The 21,988-nt window shown below is 66.7% G+C and carries 19 protein-coding genes and 2 tRNA genes; 20 read left to right on the top strand and 1 reads right to left on the bottom strand.

All coding sequences use genetic code 11. The features are described 5' to 3' along the window. Positions 1–85 precede the first annotated feature (85 nt). The 18 genes from leuC to BMZ43_RS07450 all read left to right on the top strand — a co-directional run bounded on the left by leuC (position 86) and on the right by BMZ43_RS07450 (position 18,224). Positions 86–1,510, top strand: coding sequence for a 3-isopropylmalate dehydratase large subunit (leuC, locus tag BMZ43_RS07535; RefSeq protein ID WP_064309568.1), 1,425 nt, complete (start codon positions 86–88; stop codon positions 1,508–1,510). Positions 1,511–1,521: 11 nt separating this feature from the next. Then, a complete protein-coding gene (gene leuD, locus BMZ43_RS07530) occupies positions 1,522–2,166 on the top strand; it encodes a 3-isopropylmalate dehydratase small subunit (RefSeq protein WP_064309567.1) in 645 nt (214 codons plus the stop codon). Between the two features lie 45 nt (positions 2,167–2,211). Then, positions 2,212–2,976: a class I SAM-dependent methyltransferase gene (locus BMZ43_RS07525; RefSeq protein WP_017641298.1), complete on the top strand. Its 765-nt coding sequence runs from the start codon at positions 2,212–2,214 to the stop codon at positions 2,974–2,976. 19 nt (positions 2,977–2,995) lie between these two features. Next, a complete protein-coding gene (gene leuB, locus BMZ43_RS07520) occupies positions 2,996–4,078 on the top strand; it encodes a 3-isopropylmalate dehydrogenase (protein ID WP_093251898.1) in 1,083 nt (360 codons plus the stop codon). 57 nt (positions 4,079–4,135) lie between these two features. After that, the gene (asd, locus tag BMZ43_RS07515; RefSeq protein WP_007158663.1) at positions 4,136–5,248 is read left to right on the top strand and encodes an aspartate-semialdehyde dehydrogenase; all 1,113 of its coding nucleotides are present in this window, start codon (positions 4,136–4,138) and stop codon (positions 5,246–5,248) included. 78 nt (positions 5,249–5,326) lie between these two features. Continuing rightward, positions 5,327–6,322 (top strand): aspartate-semialdehyde dehydrogenase, encoded by a 996-nt coding sequence (locus BMZ43_RS07510; RefSeq protein ID WP_037064022.1) that lies wholly within the window; start codon positions 5,327–5,329, stop codon positions 6,320–6,322. 123 nt (positions 6,323–6,445) lie between these two features. Then, entirely contained in the window at positions 6,446–9,133 is a 2,688-nt protein-coding gene (locus BMZ43_RS07505) for a motility hub landmark protein FimV (protein WP_177344783.1), read from the top strand. A gap of 71 nt (positions 9,134–9,204) precedes the next feature. Then, entirely contained in the window at positions 9,205–10,056 is an 852-nt protein-coding gene (truA, locus tag BMZ43_RS07500; RefSeq protein WP_017641294.1) for a tRNA pseudouridine(38-40) synthase TruA, read from the top strand. 54 nt (positions 10,057–10,110) lie between these two features. Continuing rightward, positions 10,111–10,740, top strand: a complete 630-nt coding sequence (locus BMZ43_RS07495) for a phosphoribosylanthranilate isomerase (protein WP_064309563.1) — start codon at positions 10,111–10,113, stop codon at positions 10,738–10,740. A 211-nt stretch (positions 10,741–10,951) separates the two neighbouring features. Beyond that, positions 10,952–11,821: an acetyl-CoA carboxylase, carboxyltransferase subunit beta gene (accD, locus tag BMZ43_RS07490; RefSeq protein ID WP_017641292.1), complete on the top strand. Its 870-nt coding sequence runs from the start codon at positions 10,952–10,954 to the stop codon at positions 11,819–11,821. Continuing rightward, a complete protein-coding gene (folC, locus tag BMZ43_RS07485; protein ID WP_093251888.1) occupies positions 11,821–13,113 on the top strand; it encodes a bifunctional tetrahydrofolate synthase/dihydrofolate synthase in 1,293 nt (430 codons plus the stop codon). Before accD ends, folC begins: the two co-directional genes overlap by 1 nt. A 3-nt stretch (positions 13,114–13,116) precedes the next feature. Beyond that, positions 13,117–13,776, top strand: coding sequence for an SPOR domain-containing protein (locus BMZ43_RS07480; RefSeq protein WP_017641290.1), 660 nt, complete (start codon positions 13,117–13,119; stop codon positions 13,774–13,776). A gap of 54 nt (positions 13,777–13,830) precedes the next feature. Beyond that, a complete protein-coding gene (locus BMZ43_RS07475; RefSeq protein WP_017641289.1) occupies positions 13,831–14,376 on the top strand; it encodes a CvpA family protein in 546 nt (181 codons plus the stop codon). A gap of 82 nt (positions 14,377–14,458) precedes the next feature. After that, positions 14,459–15,967, top strand: a complete 1,509-nt coding sequence (purF, locus tag BMZ43_RS07470; RefSeq protein ID WP_017641288.1) for an amidophosphoribosyltransferase — start codon at positions 14,459–14,461, stop codon at positions 15,965–15,967. Positions 15,968–15,977: 10 nt separating this feature from the next. Continuing rightward, on the top strand, positions 15,978–17,189 hold the full coding sequence (locus tag BMZ43_RS07465; protein ID WP_093251883.1) for an O-succinylhomoserine sulfhydrylase: 1,212 nt from the start codon (positions 15,978–15,980) through the stop codon (positions 17,187–17,189). After that, positions 17,186–17,953 (top strand): SDR family oxidoreductase, encoded by a 768-nt coding sequence (locus tag BMZ43_RS07460; protein WP_017641286.1) that lies wholly within the window; start codon positions 17,186–17,188, stop codon positions 17,951–17,953. The genes BMZ43_RS07465 and BMZ43_RS07460 overlap by 4 nt, the downstream gene beginning before the upstream one ends. Before the next feature lie 80 nt (positions 17,954–18,033). Next, a tRNA-Val gene (locus tag BMZ43_RS07455) sits at positions 18,034–18,109 on the top strand. Between the two features lie 38 nt (positions 18,110–18,147). Then, positions 18,148–18,224: transfer RNA gene (locus BMZ43_RS07450), tRNA-Asp, on the top strand. 481 nt (positions 18,225–18,705) lie between these two features. On the opposite strand, the gene kdgR is transcribed toward BMZ43_RS07450, so the two are convergent. Further along, positions 18,706–19,488 carry a DNA-binding transcriptional regulator KdgR gene (kdgR, locus tag BMZ43_RS07445; protein ID WP_026083874.1) on the bottom strand — a complete coding sequence of 261 codons (783 nt, stop codon included), beginning with the start codon at positions 19,486–19,488 and terminating at the stop codon, positions 18,706–18,708. Between the two features lie 300 nt (positions 19,489–19,788). Between kdgR and BMZ43_RS07440 the strand changes: the two genes are divergently transcribed. Both BMZ43_RS07440 and manD read left to right on the top strand, forming a co-directional pair. Further along, positions 19,789–20,772, top strand: a complete 984-nt coding sequence (locus BMZ43_RS07440; protein ID WP_017641283.1) for a sugar kinase — start codon at positions 19,789–19,791, stop codon at positions 20,770–20,772. 4 nt (positions 20,773–20,776) lie between these two features. Further along, on the top strand, positions 20,777–21,988 hold the full coding sequence (manD, locus tag BMZ43_RS07435) for a D-mannonate dehydratase ManD (protein ID WP_093251876.1): 1,212 nt from the start codon (positions 20,777–20,779) through the stop codon (positions 21,986–21,988).

Here is a 21,988-nt window from a genome sequence, read left to right as displayed (position 1 = left end):
GAGCCTAGCGCGGTATCTTTGACCCCACAAGCACCAAGGGCATGCAAAGGCCCGTGCCGTTCCACGCCTGATGAGGAATCCACCCATGGCTGGCAAGACGCTCTACGACAAACTCTGGGATATGCATCTGGTCAAGCAGCGCGACGACGGTTCCGCGCTGCTCTACATCGACCGCCACATCATCCACGAAGTGACCTCGCCCCAGGCCTTCGAAGGCCTGCGTCTGGCCGGCCGCAAACCCTGGCGCCTCGACGCCAACCTCGCGACCCTCGACCACAACGTGCCTACCACCCCGGACCGCAAGGAAGGCCTCGACTCCATCAAGGACGAAACCTCGCGCATCCAGGTCCGCACCCTGGACGAGAACTGCGACGACTTCGGCATCACCCAGTTCAAGATGAACGACGTCCGCCAGGGCATCGTCCACGTCATCGGCCCGGAGCAGGGCGCCGTGCTGCCGGGCATGACCGTGGTCTGCGGTGACTCCCATACTTCCACCAACGGCGCCTTCGCCGCCCTGGCCCATGGCATCGGCACCTCCGAGGTCGAGCACGTGCTCGCCACCCAGTGCCTGGTGGCTAAGAAGATGAAAAACATGTTGGTGAAGGTGGAAGGCGACTTGCCCTTCGGCGTGACCGCCAAGGACATCGTTCTCGCCATCATCGGCAAGATCGGCACCGCCGGCGGTAACGGCCATGCCATCGAATTCGCCGGCAGCGCCATTCGCGCCCTGTCCATGGAAGGGCGCATGACCATCTGCAACATGTCCATCGAGGCCGGTGCCCGGGTGGGCATGGTGGCGGTGGACCAGACCACCATCGACTACGTCGAGGGTCGTCCCTTCGCGCCCACCGGCGCCGTCTGGGAGGCCGCCGTGGCCGAGTGGCGTGGCCTGGTATCCGATGCCGATGCCCACTTCGATACCGTGGTCGAGCTCGACGCCACCCAGATCAAGCCGCAGGTCAGCTGGGGCACCTCGCCCGAGATGGTCCTGGCCGTCGACCAGCAGGTACCGGATCCGACCCGCGAAGCCGACCCGGTCAAGCGCGGTTCCATCGAACGCGCCCTGAAATACATGGGCCTCAAGGCCAACCAGCCGATCACCGACATCGTGCTCGATCGCGTCTTCATCGGCTCCTGCACCAACTCTCGCATCGAAGACCTGCGCGCCGCCGCCGCCGTGGCCAAGGGCCGCAAGGTCGCGGCGACCCTCAAGCAGGCACTGGTGGTGCCGGGCTCCGGTCTGGTCAAGGCGCAGGCCGAGCGCGAAGGCCTGGACAAGGTGTTCATCGAAGCCGGCTTCGAGTGGCGCGAGCCGGGCTGCTCCATGTGCCTGGCGATGAACGCCGACCGCCTGGAGAGTGGCGAGCACTGCGCGTCCACCTCCAACCGCAACTTCGAAGGCCGGCAAGGCGCCGGTGGCCGTACCCACCTGGTGAGCCCCGCCATGGCCGCCGCCGCTGCCATCGCCGGTCGTTTCGTCGACGTCCGCGACTTCGCCACCGCCTGAGGAGCTTGACCATGCAAGCCTTTACCCAGCACACCGGTTTGGTCGCACCCCTGGATCGCGCCAACGTCGATACCGACCAGATCATTCCCAAGCAATTCTTGAAGTCGATCAAGCGCACCGGCTTCGGCCCGAACCTGTTCGACGAGTGGCGCTATCTGGACGTCGGCCAACCTGGCCAGGACAACAGCAAGCGCCCGCTCAACCCCGAGTTCGTACTCAACCAGCCGCGCTATGCCGGTGCCAGCATCCTGCTGGCCCGGGAAAACTTCGGTTGCGGTTCCAGCCGCGAACACGCGCCCTGGGCGCTGGATGGCTACGGCTTCCGTTCGGTGATCGCGCCCAGCTTCGCCGACATCTTCTTCAACAACAGCTTCAAGAACGGCCTCTTGCCGATCATCCTCAGCGATGCCGACGTCGACGAGCTGTTCCGCCAGGTCGAAGCCAGCGAGGGCTACCAGTTGGTGGTCGATCTCGAGAGCCAGACCGTGCGCCGTCCCGATGGCGTGGCGCTGTCCTTCGAGATCGATGCCTTTCGCAAGCACTGCCTGCTCAACGGCCTGGACGACATCGGCCTGACCCTGCAGGATGCCGACGCCATCGGGAGTTTCGAAGCCCGCTATCGCCAGAGCAGTCCCTGGATGTTCCCCAGCGCCTGAACCCAGTCGCCGGCCCTCAAGGTCGGCGCTCTTTCCGGAGGCTCCATGAGCGGTGACCACGAGCAACACGTACAGCAGCAATTCGGCGCCACCGCCGAGGCCTACCTGACCAGCACCGTCCATGCCCAGGGCGCCGAACTCGCCGAATTGCGTGACGCCGTGGCCCAGCGCGAAGGCGCCAAGGTGCTGGATCTCGGGTGCGGTGGCGGTCACGTCAGCTACAACGTGGCGCCTGTGGCCGGCCAGGTGGTCGCCCTGGATCTGGCCGAGGAAATGCTCTCGGTGGTCAAGCGCACCGCCGCCGAGCAGGGCCTGGACAATATCAGCGTCCAGCCCGGCATGGCCGAGCATCTGCCCTTCGGCGACGCCAGCTTCGACTTCGTCTTCAGCCGCTATTCGGCGCACCACTGGCGCGACATCGGCGCGGCCCTGCGCGAAGTGCGCCGGGTGCTGCGACACGGTGGCGAAATGGCCATCATCGACGTGGTCTCGCCGGCCAACCCGCGCCTGGACACCTACCTGCAGACGGTGGAGATCCTGCGCGACATCAGCCATGTGCGTAACTACTCCCTGGCCGAGTGGCACCGCCTGCTGGACATGGCGCGCCTCGGCGTGACCCGCTGCCGCCGCCAGCGCCTGCGCCTGGACTTCGCCAGCTGGACCGGGCGCATGCGTACGCCCGAGCCGCAGTGCCAGGCCATCCGCAGCCTGCAGAACAAGATCGGTCAGGAAGTCCGCCAGTATTTCGAAATCGACCGCGACGGCTCCTTCAGCGTCGACGTCATGGTTCTCTGGGCCCAGCCCATCTGATTTGGAACAGGAAAAGACAATGAGCAAGCAGATCCTCATCCTGCCGGGCGACGGCATCGGTCCGGAAATCATGGCCGAGGCGGTCAAGGTGCTGGAAGCGGTCAACCGCGACCATGACCTCGGCTTCGAGCTGGTCCACGACGACCTGGGTGGCGCCGCCATCGATCGCTACGGCGTGCCTCTGGCCGACGAGACCCTGGCGCGTGCCCGCGCCGCCGATGCCGTGCTGCTGGGCGCCGTGGGTGGTCCCAAGTGGGACAAGCTCGAGCGCGACATCCGTCCCGAGCGCGGTCTGCTGAAGATCCGTTCCGCCCTGGGCCTGTTCGGCAACCTGCGTCCGGCCATCCTCTATCCGCAACTGGCCGAGGCCTCGACCCTCAAGCCGGAAGTGGTCTCCGGCCTGGACATCCTCATCGTCCGCGAGCTGACCGGCGGCATCTATTTCGGCTCGCCGCGCGAGACCCGGGTGTTGGAGAACGGCGAGCGCCAGGCCTTCGATACCCTGCCGTACAGCGAAGGCGAGATCCGCCGCATCGCCCGCGTCGGCTTCGACATGGCCCGTCTGCGCGGGAAGAAACTGTGCTCGGTGGACAAGGCCAACGTCCTCGAATCCAGCCGCCTGTGGCGCGAAGTGGTGGAGGAGGTGGCCAAGGACTATCCCGACGTCGAACTCAGCCACATGTACGTCGACAACGCCGCCATGCAGCTGGTCCGGGCACCCAAGCAGTTCGACGTCATCGTCACCGACAACATGTTCGGCGACATCCTCTCCGACGAAGCCTCGATGCTGACCGGCTCCATCGGCATGCTGCCCTCGGCGTCCCTGGATGCCCACAACAAGGGCATGTACGAACCCTGCCACGGCTCGGCGCCCGACATCGCCGGCCAGGGCGTCGCCAACCCGCTGGCCACCATCCTCTCGGTGGCCATGATGCTCAGATACACCTTCGGCGCCGCCGCGGCGGCCGAGGCCATCGAGGCGGCGGTGGGTCAGGTGCTGGATCAGGGCCTGCGGACCGGCGACATCTGGTCGGAAGGCAAGCAGCGGGTGGGTACCCGCGAGATGGGCGAAGCAGTAGTAGCGGCGCTCGTTAGGCGTTAATCTGATCGGCCGCCAGGGGAGGCGGCCGTCCTCCAAGACAACAAAGGTGCAGTAGCGATGAAACGTGTAGGTCTGATCGGTTGGCGTGGCATGGTGGGCTCCGTGCTCATGCAGCGCATGCTCGAAGAGCGGGATTTCGACTTGATCGAGCCCGTGTTCTTCACCACTTCCAACGTCGGCGGCGAAGGCCCGGCCATTGGCAAGGGCGTGGCGCCGCTCAAGGATGCCTACAGCATCGACGAGCTCAAGACCCTCGACGTCATCCTCACCTGCCAGGGCGGCGACTACACCTCCGAGGTGTTCCCCAAGCTGCGCCAGGCCGGTTGGAAAGGCTACTGGATCGACGCGGCTTCCAGCCTGCGCATGCAGGATGACGCCGTCATCGTGCTGGACCCGGTCAACCGTCGCGTCATCGACCAGGCCCTGGCCGATGGCCGCAAGGACTTCATCGGCGGTAACTGCACCGTCAGCCTGATGCTGATGGCCCTGGGCGGGCTGTTCGAAGCCGGTCTGGTGGACTGGATGAGCGCCATGACCTACCAGGCGGCCTCCGGCGCCGGTGCCCAGAACATGCGCGAACTGATTCGCCAGATGGGCGCGACCCACGCCGCCGTCGCCGACAGCCTGGCCGATCCGGCCAGCGCCATCCTCGACATCGACCGCCAGGTTGCCGAGACCCTGCGCAGCGAAGCCTTCCCCACCGAGCAATTCGGCGTTCCCCTGGCCGGCAGCCTGATCCCCTGGATCGACAAGGAACTGCCCAACGGCCAGAGCCGCGAGGAATGGAAGGCCCAGGCCGAGACCAACAAGATCCTCGGCCGCTTCAAGAATCCCATCCCGGTGGACGGCATCTGCGTGCGCATCGGCGCCATGCGCTGCCACAGCCAGGCGTTGACCATCAAGCTCAACAAGGACGTGCCGCTGTCCGACATCCACGGCCTGATCAGCCAGCACAATCCCTGGGTCAAGCTGGTGCCGAACAACCGCGACGTCAGCATGCGCGATCTGACGCCGGCTGCCGTGACCGGCACCCTGAGCGTACCGGTCGGCCGGCTGCGCAAGCTGAACATGGGTTCCCAGTACCTAGGCGCCTTCACCGTTGGCGACCAGCTGCTGTGGGGCGCCGCGGAGCCGCTGCGGCGCATGCTGCGAATCCTGCTCGAACAGTGAGCCGACGGTTAAACGTTTGCTTAGGGAGGAGGGCCGCCAGTAAAGTGCGGCCCTCTTTCGTTGCGGACCGTTCCCATCATGACTGCCAGAGATATCGCCCTCATCGGCGCCACCAGTGCCCATGGCGAAGCCATTCGTGAACTCCTCGACGAGCGCGACGTGCCCCTCGGCCGGCTGCACCTGCTCGCCAGTGGTGAGTCGGCAGGTCAGAATCTGCCGTTCCGAGGCAGCAACCTGCGCGTCACCAGCGTTGACGGCTTCGATTTCGCCCAGGTCGGCATCGTCATCCTCGCCGTACCGGCCACCGTGGTGGAAGGTCTCAAGCCGCAACTCACCGCCGCCGGTTGCGCCGTGCTGGATCTCAGTGGCGCCTCGGCCGCGCGCTCCGTCCTGCCCCGGATCAACGGCGAGCGTCTGGACAATCTCTCTGCCGCCGCCTGGCTCGGGGTGCCCCTGGCAGCCACCCAGGCGGCCGCCAGCGTGGCAGCGGTGCTCGCTCGCCTCAATACCCTAGGTGACGCTTCCTTGACCGCCTGCCTGGCGGCGTCCGGCGCTGGCCGTGGCGGCGTCGAGGAATTGGCGCGTCAGGCCACCGAATTGCTCAATGGCCGGCCGGTCGAGGCACGGCTGTTCGAGGGCCAGCTGGCCTTCAATCTGCTCGGTCGCACCGGTGCGCCGGCCGCGGATGGCTATACTGCCCAGGAACATCGCCTGCTGGACGAATGTGAGCAGGTGCTGGGCGAGACCTTGCCGGTACTGGATGTCACCGCACTGCAGGCGCCGGTGTTCTTCGGCGACAGCCTGGCGCTGAGCCTGAGGGCCCGGGCGCCCTGGCAACTGGAGCAGGTGCTGGAAGCCCTGGGGGACGAGCCGGGCCTGGCGCTCGACGAAGAGCTCGATTGTCCGTCCGCGGTAGGCGATGCCCTGGGGCGGGAAGAGGTGTTAGTAGGGCGCGTCCGACTGCATCCACGGGATGCTCGACGACTGGAATGTTGGCTGGTGGCGGACAACGTCAGATTATCGGCGCTCACAGCCGTTCAGCTGGCCGAATTGTTGCTTAAACAGTCGGCCTAAAAGATACTTCGTGAAATGCTTCGCCCTTTTGGCTTGAGCAAAGGGGTGGTGGACATGGCACGCAGCGATGGACACAGGCGCCCGCACGGTGGCGCGATCGACAGCTTCTAAAAAGGGACGGTCATGGTTCGAGTTCAGAAACTGGTGCGGGCAATTGCAGCGGCGAGCGCCTTGATGTCTGGCGCGGCCCAGGCCCTCAGCCTGGGGGAGATCCACCTCAATTCCGCCCTCAATCAGCCCTTCGATGCCACCATCGATCTGTCGGACCTGCGCGACCTTGGCGCCGCCGAATTGCGCCCCAATCTGGCCTCCGCCGAGGATTTCGGCAAGGCTGGGGTGGACCGCGCCTTCTTCCTCAACGATCTCAAGTTCACGCCGGAGGTGCGCAATGGGCGCACCGTCATCCGCGTGACCTCGGCGCGCCCGGTGCGCGAGCCCTATCTCAACTTCCTGCTCGAAGTGAACTGGCCGAGTGGCCGGATCCTGCGCGAGTACACGGTGCTGCTGGATCCGCCGCTCTATACCCCGCAGGCCGCGGCAGCGCCGTTCGCACCCCAGGTCCCGGCCGCACCGCGGGCGCGCACCACCTCGCCAAGTGCGCCGCGTCCGGCCGCGTCCCCTGCCGCGCCGGCGCCGAGCGCGACCCAGGCGCCTGGCACCTACACCACCGAGCGGCGCGATACCCTCTGGGAAGTGGCGGCGCGCAATCGCCCGGCGTCCAGCGTCACCGTCGATCAGACCATGCTGGCGATCCAGGACCTGAATCCCGACGCCTTCATCGATCGCAACATCAACCTGATGAAAAGCGGCCAGGTGCTGCGCCTGCCCGATCAGGCCCAGGCCGGCGCGCGGCCCCAGCGCGAGGCGGTGGCCGAGATCGCCCGCCAGACCCGCGCCTGGAAGCAGGGTGGCGACAGCGCCTCCGCGGGGACGCCACGCCGCCAAGTAGATGCATCGGCCCAGCCGAGTGGCAACGAGACGTCGACACCCGCCGCGCCCAAGGACAACCTCAAGCTGCTTTCCGGTCAGCCCTCCGGTCGCGCCGGCGAATCCGCCGGTGGCAAGGGCGGTGACCAGGCCCTGGCCGATCGCTTGGCGGTGACCCAGGAGAGTCTGGACACCACCCGCCGCGAGAACGAAGAACTCAAGAGCCGCCTCGGCGATCTGCAGTCGCAGCTCGACAAGCTGCAGAAGATCATGCAGCTCAAGGACGCCCAACTGGCGCGGATGCAGGCCAACATGGCCAATCCCCAGGCCGCGGGCCAGCCGGCCCAGCCGCCGGCATCGCCTGAAGCCGCGGCTCCGGTCACGCCCGCGCCGGCCGAGAACACCGCCACGCCGGCGCCTCAGGAGCCGGCGGCGACGACCCCGGCCACTCCAGCCGAGGGCACCCCCGCACCGACCAGCACGCCGCCCGCCAGCGAGGCAGGTACCGGCGCGGCACCGCCCGCTGCCAGCGAGCCCAAGGTCATTCCGGTCACGCCAAGCACCCCGGCGACCGAACCGACCGAGGCGACCAACAGCTTCCTCGACGAGATCCTCAGCAACCCGCTGTGGCTCGGCATCATCGGCGGCAGCGCCTTGCTGGCGCTGCTGGTCCTGCTGATGATCAACTCGCGTCGCAATGCGGTGAAGGAAGCCGAGCGTGAGCGTGACGCCGAAGCCGCGCGCAACGATACGGTGTTCGAGGCGGATCCCGAACTTGGCGACCACCACGCACTCGCCGGCCTGGAACTGGGGCAGGGTACCCAGGACAGCGCGCAGGACGCCGACGCCCAGGACGACGCCCTGGGTCAGGCCGACATCTACATGGCCTATGGTCGCTTCAGTCAGGCGGCCGAGGTGCTCAAGAAGGCCAGCGACCAGGAGCCCCATCGCGCCGATCTGCGCCTCAAGCTCATGGAAGTCTATGCCGAGATGGGCGACAAGGATGGCTTCCAGCGCGAGGAGCGCGAACTCAAGGAGATCGGTGGCGCCCAGCCGGCGGTCGAGCACCTGAAGTCGCGCTATCCGGCAATGGCCACCGTGGCGGTGGCCTCGGCTGCAGTCGGGGCGGCTGCCCTGGCCGCCGCCCACGAACTGAGCGAGGAGCAGACCCGCAATCAGGGTTTCTCGGCTACCGAGGACAGCCAGGACTTCGATCTGTCCCTGGATGACTTCGGCAGCGAGGACGCCCAGTCGAATCAGCCGGCTGGTCCGGTCGAGGAGCCGCTGTTTGGCGAAGCCTTCGCCGATGCTCAGGCCAAGGCCGCCGACTCCCGCGACGATTTCGACTTCGATCTCAATTTCGATGCCGAACCCACGGCTACCTCGGCTACCTCGGCGACCACTCCGGCCGCCAAGGACGACGACTTCGCCCTGGACTTCAGCGAATTCGAGCGGCAGGGCGATCCGGCACAGGACGAGCCGCTCGCGGGTACCAACGCGGGTTCGGCCTTCGACGAGCCGCTGGATGCGCCCGCTACGCAGACCGCCGACGCCGAGCTGCCAGCAAGTTTCGACCTGTCCGATTTCGACGACGAGCAGCCGGCGCCCAAACGCGAAAGCGACGAAGAGTTCGCCGCCCGCCTGCAGGAGGCCTCGCGCCAGTTCGATGCCGAGACCACCAGCGGCACGGCTGGTAGCGACGGTCTGGACGACTTCGACTTCCTTTCCGGTGAAGACGAGACCGCCACCAAGCTGGACCTGGCGCGCGCCTACATCGACATGGGTGACCCCGAGGGTGCCCGCGACATCCTTGACGAGGTGCTGGCCGAGGGCAATGCCGGGCAGCAGCAGGAAGCGCGAGAGATCATCGCCCAGCTCAGCTGACAGTGGCCGGGCTTGGCAGAGGAGGGGAGGCGCTATAAGCTGCCTCCCCTTTTTTTCGCCTGGCCGTCGCCTTGGATTTTCTAGACCCCACCATCATCGTTCCGCCCCAGCGCATTGCGCTCGGCGTGGAGTACAAGGGTGCGCGCTATCGCGGTTGGCAGCGCCAGCAGCCGGGCGTGCGCTCCGTCCAGGAGACCCTGGAAGACGCTCTGTCCGAGGTCGCCGCGGCGCCCATCGCGCTGCACTGCGCTGGGCGTACCGACTGTGGGGTACACGCCACCGGCCAGGTGGTGCATTTCGAATCCCCCGTCGCGCGGCCGCTCAAGGCCTGGGTGATGGGCACCAACGCCAATCTGCCGTCCGACATCAGCGTCACCTGGGTCAAGCCGGTCAGCAACGAGTTCCACGCCCGTTTCAGCGCCATGGCACGGCGTTATCGCTACGTGATCTACAACGACCCGATCCGGCCCGCCCACCTCGCCGAGGAGGTCACCTGGAATCATCGTCCGCTGCGCATTGAGCCCATGCGCGAGGCGGCCCAGGTGCTGCTCGGCACCCACGACTTCACCTCCTTTCGGGCCAAGGCCTGCCAGGCCAAGTCGGCGATCAAGACCATCCACCACCTGCGTCTCTGGCAGAGCGGGCGGCTGATCGTCCTCGACATCCGCGCCAATGCCTTCCTGCACCACATGGTGCGCAACATCGCCGGGGTGCTGATGGCGGTGGGCTGTGGCGAGCGGCCGGTGGAGTGGGTGAGCGAGGTCCTGGCGGCGCGGGAGCGACGGCTGGGTGGCGTTACCGCCCATCCCTATGGCCTCTACCTGGTGGACGCCGAATATCCCGAAAGCACGCCCGTGCCCAAGCGGCCGCTGGGGCCGCTGTTCCTGGGGCATATCCCCGAGCTGGATGACCCCCAAGGCTGACGCTGCGCGGGTGGTCTGCTAACATCCATCGATTTGGAACGAGGTCATTCCGGTTTGGCTAACGTTCGAGTGAAGATCTGCGGGATCACCCGGGTCGAGGATGCGCTGGCCGCCGCGGCTGCCGGCGCCGATGCCATCGGCCTGGTGTTCTATGCGCGCAGCCCGCGCGCGGTGAGCGCTGCCCAGGCGCGTCAGATCGTGGCGGCGCTGCCGCCCTTCGTGACCACCGTCGGGCTCTTCGTCGATGCCTCGCCCTGCGAGATCGAGGAGACGCTGGATGCCGTGCCCCTGGATCTCCTGCAATTCCACGGCGACGAGACGCCGGCGCAATGCGCCCGTTACCGCCGTCCCTATATCAAGGCTCTGCGCATGCGCGAGGACATCGACCTCGTCGCCATCGCCGGTGACTACGCCGGCGCCCGCGGCTTGCTGCTCGATACCTATGTCGCCGGCGTGCCTGGGGGGACCGGTCTGGCCTTCGACTGGACGCGGGTGCCGCGGGACCTTTCGCTGCCGCTGATCGTGGCGGGCGGGCTGGACGCGGGCAACGTCGCCACGGCCATCGCCGCGTCCCGGCCCTATGGCGTGGACGTGAGCGGCGGCGTAGAGCAGGCCAAGGGCATCAAGGATGCCGCCGAGATCGCGCGTTTCGTGGCGGCCGTGCGAGGTGCCGCGGTCGCCTGATGTGACCCTCGTCAGGTGGTCGCCGTCCACACCTGCGACATATTCAAGCGGATCCGCCCCTGGTGGGTCTGCCGTCCGGCTCCCAGGGGGCCGGCATGCGACAACAGGGTAGCGGCCCGGGATACAGCGGGCGCTGCCGAACCTATTACAGATGCTCAAGGAAGGCGTGGCCCAGGCCGCGCTGGGAGCCCATGCAAGTGGAGAGAGATGCATGAGCAATTGGCTGGTCGACAAACTGATTCCTTCCATCATGCGGTCCGAGGTGAAGCGCAGTTCGGTGCCGGAAGGTCTTTGGCACAAGTGTCCGGCCTGCGAAGCGGTCCTCTACCGTCCGGAGCTGGAAAAGAACCTGGACGTGTGCCTGAAGTGCGGTCACCACATGCGTATCAACGCGCGTCGCCGCCTGGACATCTTCCTCGACGCCGAAGGTCGTGAAGAGCTGGGCACCGAGCTGGAGCCGGTGGACCGGCTGAAATTCCGGGACAGCAAGAAGTACAAGGATCGCTTCACTGCAGCACAGAAGGAAACCGGCGAGAAAGACGCCCTGATCTCCATGCGTGGCACCCTCAAGGGCATGCCGGTGGCGGTCTGCGCCTTCGAATTCTCCTTCATGGGCGGCTCCATGGGCGCCGTGGTCGGCGAGCGCTTCGTGCGCGCGGCCAACGTGGCCCTGGAACAGCGCTGCCCGCTGATCTGCTTCTCCGCCTCCGGTGGTGCGCGGATGCAGGAAGCCCTGATCTCCCTGATGCAGATGGCCAAGACCTCCGCGGTGCTGGCGCGCTTGCGCGAAGAGGGCATCCCCTTCATCTCGGTGCTGACCGATCCGGTTTACGGTGGCGTCTCCGCCAGTCTGGCGATGCTGGGTGACGTCATCGTCGCCGAGCCCAAGGCGCTGATCGGCTTTGCCGGCCCGCGCGTGATCGAGCAGACCGTGCGTGAAAAGCTGCCGGAAGGCTTCCAGCGCAGCGAATTCCTGCTGGAGCATGGCGCCGTCGACCTCATCGTGTCGCGCAAGGAATTGCGTGATCGCCTGGCGCGTCTGCTGGCGACCTTCCAGCACCAGCCGGTTCCGGCGGCCTGATGGCTGCGCGCAGCCTCGCGCAGTGGCTGGCCTATCTCGAGCAGCTGCATCCGTCGGCGATCGACATGGGCCTGGACCGGGTGCGCGAGGTCGCGCAGCGGCTGGGCCTGACCCGGCCGGCCCCGCGGGTGGTGACCGTGACCGGCACCAACGGCAAGGGCTCCACCTGTGCCTTTCTCGCCAGCCTGCTGCGCGCCAGCGGGCAGCGGGTGGGCGTCTATGCCTCGCCGCATCTGGTGCGCTACAACGAGCGCGTCGACGTGGACGGCACCCTCGCCAGCGATAGCGAGCTCTGCACCGCCTTCGCCGCGGTGGAAGCCGCGCGGGGCGAGATCAGCCTGACCTATTTCGAAGTGGGTACCCTGGCCGCCTTCTGGCTGTTCGAGCGTGCCCGGCTGGACGTCGCCGTTCTCGAAGTCGGTCTGGGCGGGCGCCTGGATGCGGTCAACCTGATCGACGCCGATCTGGCGTTGGTTACCAGCATCGGCCTGGATCACGCCGAATGGCTGGGCGATACCCGCGACAGCGTCGCCGTGGAAAAGGCCGGGATCTTCCGCGCTGGCAAGCCGGCCCTCTGTGGCGATCTGCAGCCGCCCGCGGCGCTGGCCGCAGCCGCCGAACGTCTCGGTGCCCCCTTGCTGCTGCGCGGGGAAGCCTTCGATCTGCAGATCGAGAGCGCCAGCTGGTTCTGGCGCGGGCGCGATGCCCAGGGCAATGACCTGGCGCTGCCGGGCCTGCCGCTGCTGGATCTGCCCATGGAAAATGCCGCTCTGGCCCTGCAGGCCTACGCCTTGCTCGACCAGCCTTGGCTGCCGGAGCGGATCGCGGTGGCGCTCCAGGCCACGCGCATGACCGGTCGGCTCGATCGTCGCCAGGTCGAGCGGGCAGGGGAAACCCTCAATGTCCTGCTGGACGTGGCCCACAATCCCCACGCCGCCGAGTACCTAGCCCGGCGCCTGGCGATGAAGCCGGTCGCCGGCGTGCGGCGTGCGGTGTTCGGCGTCCTGGCCGACAAGGACCTGGATGGCATCCTGGCGCCCCTGGCAGCGCTGTTCGCCGACTGGGCGGTAGCGAGTCTGCCGACCCCGCGCAGTCGCGACGGCGCCGAGGTTGCCGCCATCCTGAGGGCGCAGGGTGCCCAGGCCGAGGCCCATGCTTCGCTGCTGGCGGCCTTCGAAGCCCAGCTGGCGGCCAGTTCGGCAGCCGACGAGGTGGTGGTGTTCGGCTCCTTCTACAGCGTCGCCGAGGTCCTCGCGCAGCTCTCTTCCCTATCCGAATCCGCGGAGGCATAACCCATGCTCAAGCAAAGAGTCATAGGCGCGCTGGTACTGCTGGCGCTGATCATCATCTTCGTACCCATGCTCTTCAATCGCCAGGACGACGCCCGCAAGGTAGCGGTCGAGGCGCCGCCCCAGCCGGCCGCGCCCACCGTGCCCAGTACCGAGGTTCAGCCGGTGCAGACGCCCGAGGCGCCGCCGGTGGTGGTGGTGCCGGACGAGCCGGCCAAGCCGCTCGGCAAGCCGCAGACGCCCATCGCCGGTACCTCCGGTCAGGCGCCGGCGCAGAATGCCCCGGTGACGGCGCCGCCGCCCCAGCCTGCCGCGCCGGTCGCCAAGGCGCCTGCCACCCCTGCGCCCGTGGCCAGTGCTCCCGTGGCACCGACGGCTACCCCGGCGCCGGCGGCCAAGCCGGACTCGCGCCTGGGCGCGGCCAACCTGCCCAACAGCTGGTCGGTGCAGCTCGCCAGTCTGTCGTCCCGGCCCAGCGCCGATGCCCTGCAGGCCAAGCTGCGCAGTCAGGGCTACAACGCCTATGTGCGGACCGCCGATGGCATGAATCGCGTCTTCGTCGGACCGGTGATAGAGCGCAGCGAGGCGGATCGCCTGCGCGATCAGCTCAACAAGCAGAATGGCGTCAAGGGTTTCGTCGTACGCTTTCAGCCGGAGCGCGGTTAACCCGGTCACAAGGCTCTGCTAGAATGCAGGGCCTTTTTGTAAGTGGACCTTGCCGTGGGCTTCACCTGGGTGGACTGGGCGATCGTCGCCGTCGTCATCGTTTCCTGCCTGATCAGTCTCAGGCGCGGCTTCGTCAAGGAAGCGTTGTCATTGGCCACCTGGATCGTGGCCGGTGGCGTGGCCTGGGTCTTCGGCGGGGCGCTGTCCAACTACCTGGTCGACTATATTCAGGTGCCTTCCGGGCGGGTGATCGCCGCCTGTGTCATTCTCTTCGTGCTGACGCTGCTGGTCGGTGCCCTGGTGAGCTTCTTGCTTGGCGAATTGATCCGCGTCACCGGATTGTCGGGCACCGATCGCTTTCTTGGCATGGCCTTTGGCGCCGCCCGCGGTGCGCTGTTGATCACCGTGGCCGTGGGCCTGTTGAGCCTGGGGCCGGTCCAGCAGGATGGCTGGTGGCAACAGTCGGTGCTGGTTCCACATTTTCTTTTAGTGGCCGATTGGTCGAAGAATCTGCTGCTGGGCTTTGCCGGCCAATGGCTGGGCGCGACGCCCATGCCCAGTCTGCAACTGCTGCCGCAGCTGGGGCCCAAGGCTCCTTGAACGCTTTTCCAGGCCTCGCACTGCCGGGGTCATCCTGCGATGGTTCGCCGTCGCATCACTTGAAACAGTGGGGTCGCGTCACATGTGTGGCATCGTAGGTATCGTGGGCAAGACTAACGTCAACCAGTCGTTGTACGACGCGCTCACCGTCCTTCAACATCGCGGTCAGGATGCCGCCGGTATCGTCACCAGCCTGGACGGTAAACTCTTCCTGCGCAAAGACAACGGCCTGGTCCGCGATGTCTTCCAGCAGCGGCACATGCAGCACCTGGTCGGCCACATGGGCATCGGCCATGTGCGCTATCCCACCGCCGGCAGCTCCAGCTCCGCCGAGGCGCAGCCGTTCTACGTGAATTCGCCCTATGGCATCACCCTCGCGCACAACGGCAACCTGACCAACGTCGAGCAACTGTCCCGCGAGATCTACGAATCCGATCTGCGCCACGTCAACACCACCTCCGATTCCGAGGTGCTGCTCAACGTCTTCGCCCACGAGCTGGCGGTACGCAACAAGCTGCAGCCCACCGAGGACGACGTCTTCGCCGCGGTTTCCGAGGTTCATGAGCGTTGCCGTGGCGGTTACGCCGTGGTGGCCATGATCACCGGCTATGGCATCGTCGGCTTCCGCGATCCCAACGCCATCCGCCCCATCGTCTTCGGTCAGCGCCACACCGAATACGGCGTGGAGTACATGATCGCCTCCGAGAGCGTCGCCCTCGATGTACTCGGCTTCACCCTGATCCGCGACCTGGAGCCGGGCGAAGCGGTTTACATCACCGAGGACGGGCGTCTCTACACCCGCCAGTGCGCGCAGAATCCGCACTACGCACCCTGCATCTTCGAACACGTCTACCTGGCGCGCCCGGATTCCATCATCGACGGCATCTCGGTCTACAAGGCCCGCCTGCGCATGGGCGAGAAGCTTGCCGAGAAGATCCAGCGCGAGCGGCCCGAGCACGACATCGACGTGGTCATCCCGATTCCGGACACCAGCCGCACCGCGGCGCTGGAGCTGGCCAACCACCTGGGCGTCAAGTTCCGTGAGGGCTTCGTCAAGAACCGCTACATCGGTCGGACCTTCATCATGCCCGGCCAGGCCGCGCGCAAGAAGTCGGTGCGCCAGAAGCTCAACGCCATCGAGCTGGAATTCCGCGGCAAGAACGTGATGCTGGTGGATGACTCCATCGTCCGCGGCACGACCTGCAAGCAGATCATCCAGATGGCCCGCGAAGCCGGCGCCAAGAAGGTCTACTTCTGCTCGGCGGCTCCGGCGGTGCGCTTCCCCAACGTCTACGGCATCGACATGCCCAGCGTGCACGAACTGATCGCCCACGGCCGCACCACCGAGGAGGTCGGCGAGCTGATCGGCGCCGACTGGCTGATCTACCAGGATCTGCAGGACCTGCAGGAAGCCGTGCGTACCCGCAAGGCGCCCAAGGTCGAGCAGTTCGACTGCGCGGTGTTCGATGGCGAGTACATCACCGGCGACGTCGATGCCGCCTATCTGAATCGGATCGAGCAGGCACGCAACGACGCGGCTAAGGGCAAGCACAAGGCGGTCAGCGCCATCATCGATCTCTACAACGACTAAGGAGCTGCACATGAGCCAAGACTGGGATGCCGGACGCCTGGACAGTGATCTCGAGGGCGCGGCCTTCGAGACCTTGGCGGTACGGGCAGGGCAGCAGCGCTCGCCGGAAGGCGAGCATGGCGAAGCCCTGTTCCTGACCAGCAGCTATGTGTTCCGGACCGCCGCGGATGCCGCGGCGCGTTTCGCCGGCGAGGTGCCGGGCAACGTCTACTCGCGCTACACCAATCCCACGGTGCGTACCTTCGAGGCCCGCATCGCAGCCCTCGAAGGGGCCGAGCAGGCGGTGGCCACCGCCTCGGGCATGTCGGCCATCCTGGCCATGGTGATGAGCCTGTGCAGCGCCGGCGACCATGTGCTGGTCTCGCGCAGCGTGTTCGGCTCCACCATCAGCCTGTTCGAAAAGTACTTCAAGCGCTTCGGTATCGAGGTGGACTATCCGCCGCTGGCCGATCTCGATGCCTGGCAGGCGGCCTGCAAGCCCAATACCCGGCTGTTCTTCGTCGAGTCCCCGTCCAATCCCCTCGCCGAGCTGGTGGACATCGCCGCCCTGGCCGAGATCGCCCATGCCCAGAGCGCGCTGCTGGCGGTCGACAACTGCTTCTGCACCCCGGCGCTGCAAAAGCCGCTGGCGCTGGGTGCCGACATCGTCATCCATTCGGCGACCAAGTACATCGATGGCCAGGGCCGCGGCATGGGCGGCGTGGTCGCTGGCCGTGCCGAACAGATGAAGGAAGTGGTGGGCTTCCTGCGTACCGCAGGGCCAACCCTGAGCCCCTTCAACGCCTGGCTGTTCCTCAAGGGCCTGGAGACGCTGAAGATCCGCATGCAGGCGCACAGCCAGACCGCACTGGAGCTGGCGCGCTGGCTGGAAGGCCAGCCCGGCGTCGAGCGGGTCCACTATGCCGGCCTGCAAAGCCATCCGCAGCATGAGCTGGCCTGCCGTCAGCAGTCGGCCTTTGGCGCTGTGCTGAGCTTCGAGGTGGCCGGTGGGCGCGACGCTGCCTGGCGTTTCATCGATGCCACCCGGATGATCTCCATCACCACCAACCTGGGCGATACTAAGACCACCATCGCCCACCCGGCGACCACCTCGCATGGGCGGCTGTCGCCCGCCGAGCGCGCCAATGCCGGGATCAGCGACAGCCTGATCCGCATCGCCGTGGGTCTCGAAGACCTGGGTGACCTGCGGCAGGATCTGGCCCGCGGACTGGCGGCCCTATGAGTCTGACGTTCGCACCGGTGGAATTGCGCGTCGCCCTGGTCACGGGTGCGGCGCGGGGGATCGGGCTGGGCATCGCCGCCTGGCTGGTGGCCGAAGGCTGGCGGGTAGTGGTGGCCGACATCGAGCAGGAGCGCGGCGCCAAGGTGGCTGCTGCCCTTGGCGAACGCGCCTTGTTCGTCGCCCTGGACGTGGCTGACGAGAGTCAGGTGGAGTCCGCCGTCGCCCAGGTGATCGGCCAGTTCGGGCGGCTGGACGCCCTGGTCAACAATGCCGGTCTCGCCACCGCCCAGGGCCAGCCGCTGGAAAGCCTGGCGCTGGCCGAGTGGCGCAAGGTGCTAGGGGTGAATCTGGACGGCCCCATGCTGATGGCCAAGCATTGCGCGCCCTATCTGCGCGAGCAGCAGGGCGCCATCGTCAACATCGCCTCGACTCGAGCCCGGCAGTCCGAGCCCCACAGCGAGGCCTATGCCGCCAGCAAGGGCGGATTGCTGGCCCTGACCCATGCCCTGGCCATCAGCCTGGGCCCGGAAGTGCGGGTGAATGCCCTCTGCCCGGGTTGGATCGATGCGCGCGATGCCCATGTCCGCGAAGCCGAGCCGCTGTCCGCCACCGACCATGAGCAGCATCCGGTCGGGCGGGTAGGGACGGTGGAAGATGTCGCGGCCTGCGTGGCCTGGTTGCTGAGCGGCAACGCTGGTTTCATCAGCGGTGAGGCTATCACCTTGGACGGCGGCATGACCCGCAAGATGATCTATCGGGAATAGCGCCTCGTAGAAAATAAAATTGGAAAATTCCTTGACGGATCAAGGGGCTACGAGGAGAATGCGCGTCACCCGAAGGGGATGGCTGATTAGCTCAGCTGGGAGAGCACCTGCATCACACGCAGGGGGTCGGCGGTTCGATCCCGTCATCAGCCACCAAACTCTTCGGGAAGTGTTCCGCAAGGTACACGCACTGCGCGGCGGTAGTTCAGTCGGTTAGAATACCGGCCTGTCACGCCGGGGGTCGCGGGTTCGAGTCCCGTCCGCCGCGCCATATGAGTTGTTTTGGGTCCTCTGAACTGCCCGAACGACGCAAGAGAAGCTGCCCTAGGGCAGCTTTTTTTGTGCCTGGAAAAAAGCCGTGCCTACCGTTTGCCGGCAGGCGTCGCGGCAAGTGCGTTTGGCCATGAGCGTCGGATGTCATAGCCCCTCATTAAGAACGGTTCCCCGCCGACTGAAAAGGCCGCATGGCCCGGCAACTCTCTCGCAACCTCTGCCGCCTCACCGGGCTACCAGCCGAGGGCTGTCTGGCCAGGTGCTGGAAACCGTCGATGGTCCGCGGCCGGAGAGGAACGACGGCGTTGGCGGCGCTTCGGCGGCTGCTGCAGGGCAGGCCGGTGGCCTCGTGCCGATCGTGAATTCGGCCACCCCCGACCTGAGACCGGCGCGCCACCTCGTTGCTGGCGCTGGACCCCTGGCTGGCGCCTGTAGCGGGATCGATGTCCTCGGCCATCAGGACCTGTTCTCCGACGGCGCTAGCGCGCCGGGGCACCCAACTGGGCCGAGATGCGCGCCGTGGTGGCGAGCATCTGCTCGACGTACTCGGCCTTGAGGTCTTCACGAAAGCGGAAGCAGGGAAAGGAGACGCTCAGGCCGGCGATGACCTGGCCGAAGCGATCGCGGATCGGCGCCGCCAGGCACCTCATGTTGTCTTCGAATTCCTCATGGTCCTCGGCGAAACCCAACGCGCGGACGCGTGCCAGTTCCGTCAGGTAGGCAGCCAGGCTGTCGAGGGTGTTGGGCGTGCGACGGACAAAGGTCTCCTGGGCGAGGATCTGTCGTACCTCGGCCTCCGGCCGCCAGGCCATCAGCACCTTGCCGATCCCGGTGCAATACAGCGGCGCCCGCCGCCCGATACGCGAATACATGCGCAGGGTGTAGCGCGAGTCGAGCTTGTGCACATAGACGATGGCGCCCTCGTCGAAGATGCCGAGGTGGACGGTCTCGCCGGTGAGGTCGTTGAGCAGGCGCATGCCCGATTCGGCTTCGCGGACCAGTTCCAGCTGCGGCAGGGCGCGGGCGCCCAGTTCGAACAGCTTGACGCTCAGGCGGTAGCGGTCCTCGGCATCCTGGACCACATAGCCCAGGGCCTTGAGCGTCTGCAGGAAGCGGTGGACGGTGCTTTTCGACAGGTCCAGCTGCTGCGCCAGCTCCGAGACGCCGCAGTCGTCCTCGCGTTCGCCGAGGGCTTCCAGTACGGCCAGGGTACGTCCGACCGCACTGACCATGTCGTTGCCGAGAGAAGTCGATTTTTCCATGAGACCGCCGGTCGCCTATTTGGTGGAACAGTGTTCCATTCTGATTGACGGATGCGGGAATTGCCAGCAACACTGGGTCCAGCAAAACGGAACACTGTCCCGAAAGTAGCTCGACGACGGTGACCGTCCCCTTCGGTGGCTCAGGTCGCCGGATCGAACAAGAACAATAGCCAGGTCCACAGTCATGATGCCCGTACGCCAGCCGCTGGTTGTCTCTTTGTCTTTTCGCGCTCTGATCAGGCGCGGATCTTCGCCTGTCGCCAGGGTGCAAAGTTCGTCTACGGCCTGGAGCAAGGACGCATGAGCGCGGCCTTCCTAGCGACTCCCATCACCCGCATCGGCCTCATCGGTGAATGCATGGTCGAGTTGCGCAGCCAAATGGATGGCCAGCTGGGCCAGGCCTTTGGCGGCGATACCCTGAATGCTGCTGTCTATCTGCGGCGGCTATTGGGGGGCGACGGGGTGCAGGTGGATTACCTCACCGCGGTGGGCGACGACAGCCTGAGCCAGGCCATGCGCGCCTGCTGGCGTGAGGAGGGCGTAGGGGACGAGCGGGTACGGGTGCTGCCCGGACGTCTGCCGGGCCTCTATCTGATCCAGACCGACGCCGACGGCGAGCGGCGCTTTCTCTACTGGCGCGGCGAGGCGGCGGCGCGTGAGTGTTTCGACGGTGCCGAGGCCCAACCGCTGCTGGCGTCTCTGGCCGAGTATCAGGTGCTCTACCTCAGCGGTATCAGCCTGGCGGTGCTGACCGATACCGGCCGCGAGCGGCTGCTGGAGGCTCTGCGCCAGGCTCGTGCCGCCGGCACCCGCATCGTCTTCGACAACAACTACCGGCCGCGGTTGTGGCCGAGTGTCCAGGCCGCGCGCACGGCCTATCACCGGCTGTTGCAACTGACCGATCTGGCGCTGGTGACCTGGGAAGACGATGCCGCCCTGTTCGGTTTCGCCGACGAGGCGGCGCTGTTCGCCCAGTACGCCGAGTGGGGCGTGGCCGAGGTAGCGCTCAAGCGCGGCGCACGCAGCTGCCTGCTGCAGAACCGCCAAGGACGCCAGGAAGTGGCCGGCGAAGCGGTGGCCCGGGTGGTCGATACCACGGCCGCCGGGGACTCCTTCAGCGCCGCCTACCTGGCCTGCCGCCTTCAGGAGGGAGCGCCCGCAGTGGCCGCCTCCTGGGGCCATCGCCTGGCGGCCACGGTCATCCAGCATCCCGGCGCGCTCATCTCGCGCGCGGCCATGCCGGCCATGCCGCCCCTGTTTCTTTCTCTCACTGCCCAGGCCTGAAGCCATGAAGATCACTGAAGCCCGCGTCATCGTCACCTGTCCCGGTCGCAATCTGGTCACGCTCAAGATCGTCACCGACGAAGGCCTCCATGGCCTGGGTGACGCCACCCTCAATGGCCGCGAGCTGGCGGTCGTCGCCTACCTGGAGGAGCACGTGCTGCCGGCGCTGATCGGTCGTGACGCCCACCGCATCGAAGACATCTGGCAGTACCTCTATCGCGGTGCCTACTGGCGGCGCGGACCGGTGACCATGACCGCCATCGCCGCGGTGGACGTGGCGCTCTGGGATCTCAAGGCCAAGGCCGCTGGTATGCCGCTGTACCAGCTGCTCGGCGGCAAGAGCCGCGAGCGGGTGATGGTCTATGGCCATGCCACCGGCAAGGACATCGAGAGCTGCCTGGACGAAGTGGCCCGCCATGTCGAGCAGGGCTATCGCGCGGTGCGGGTGCAGTGCGGGGTGCCGGGCATACCCACCACCTATGGCGTGGCCAAGCGCGAGGGCGAGCGCTACGAACCGGCCGACAGCGACCTGCCGGCCGAGCACGTCTGGGACACCGCCAAGTACCTCAATCACGTGCCCAAGCTGTTCGCCGCGGTGCGCGAGCGCTTCGGCGACGACCTGCACCTGCTGCACGACGTGCACCACCGGCTGACGCCCATCGAAGCGGGGCGGCTGGGCAAGAGGGTCGAGGAATACAACCTGTTCTGGCTGGAGGACTGCACCCCGGCGGAAAACCAGGAAGCCTTCCGGCTGATCCGCCAGCACACCACCACGCCGCTGGCGGTGGGCGAGGTGTTCAACTCCATCCACGACTGCCGTGAGCTGATCCAGGAGCAGCTGATCGACTACATCCGCGCCACCCTGGTGCATGCCGGCGGCATCACCCACATGAGGCGCATCGCCGATCTGGCGGCGCTCTACCAGGTGCGCACCGGCTTCCACGGCGCCACCGACCTGTCACCGGTGTGCATGGGCGCGGCGCTGCACTTCGACACCTGGGTACCCAACTTCGGCATCCAGGAGCACATGCCCCACGAGGCGCGCATCGAGGAGGTCTTCCCCCATGCCTATCGTTTCGCGGACGGCCATTTCACTCCGGGCGAGGTGCCCGGCCATGGCGTGGACATCGATGAAGACCTCGCCGCCCGTTATCCGTACAAACGCGCCAGCCTGCCGGTGAACCGGCTGGTGGACGGCACCCTGTGGCATTGGTGA

The sequence above is a fragment of the Pseudomonas sp. Snoq117.2 genome, from assembly GCF_900110545.1.
In the GTDB taxonomy this organism is placed as follows: domain Bacteria; phylum Pseudomonadota; class Gammaproteobacteria; order Pseudomonadales; family Pseudomonadaceae; genus Chryseomonas; species Chryseomonas benzopyrenica.
The sequence above is the reverse complement of the archived record's forward strand: the minus strand, read 5'-3'. Positions and strand labels throughout refer to the sequence as shown.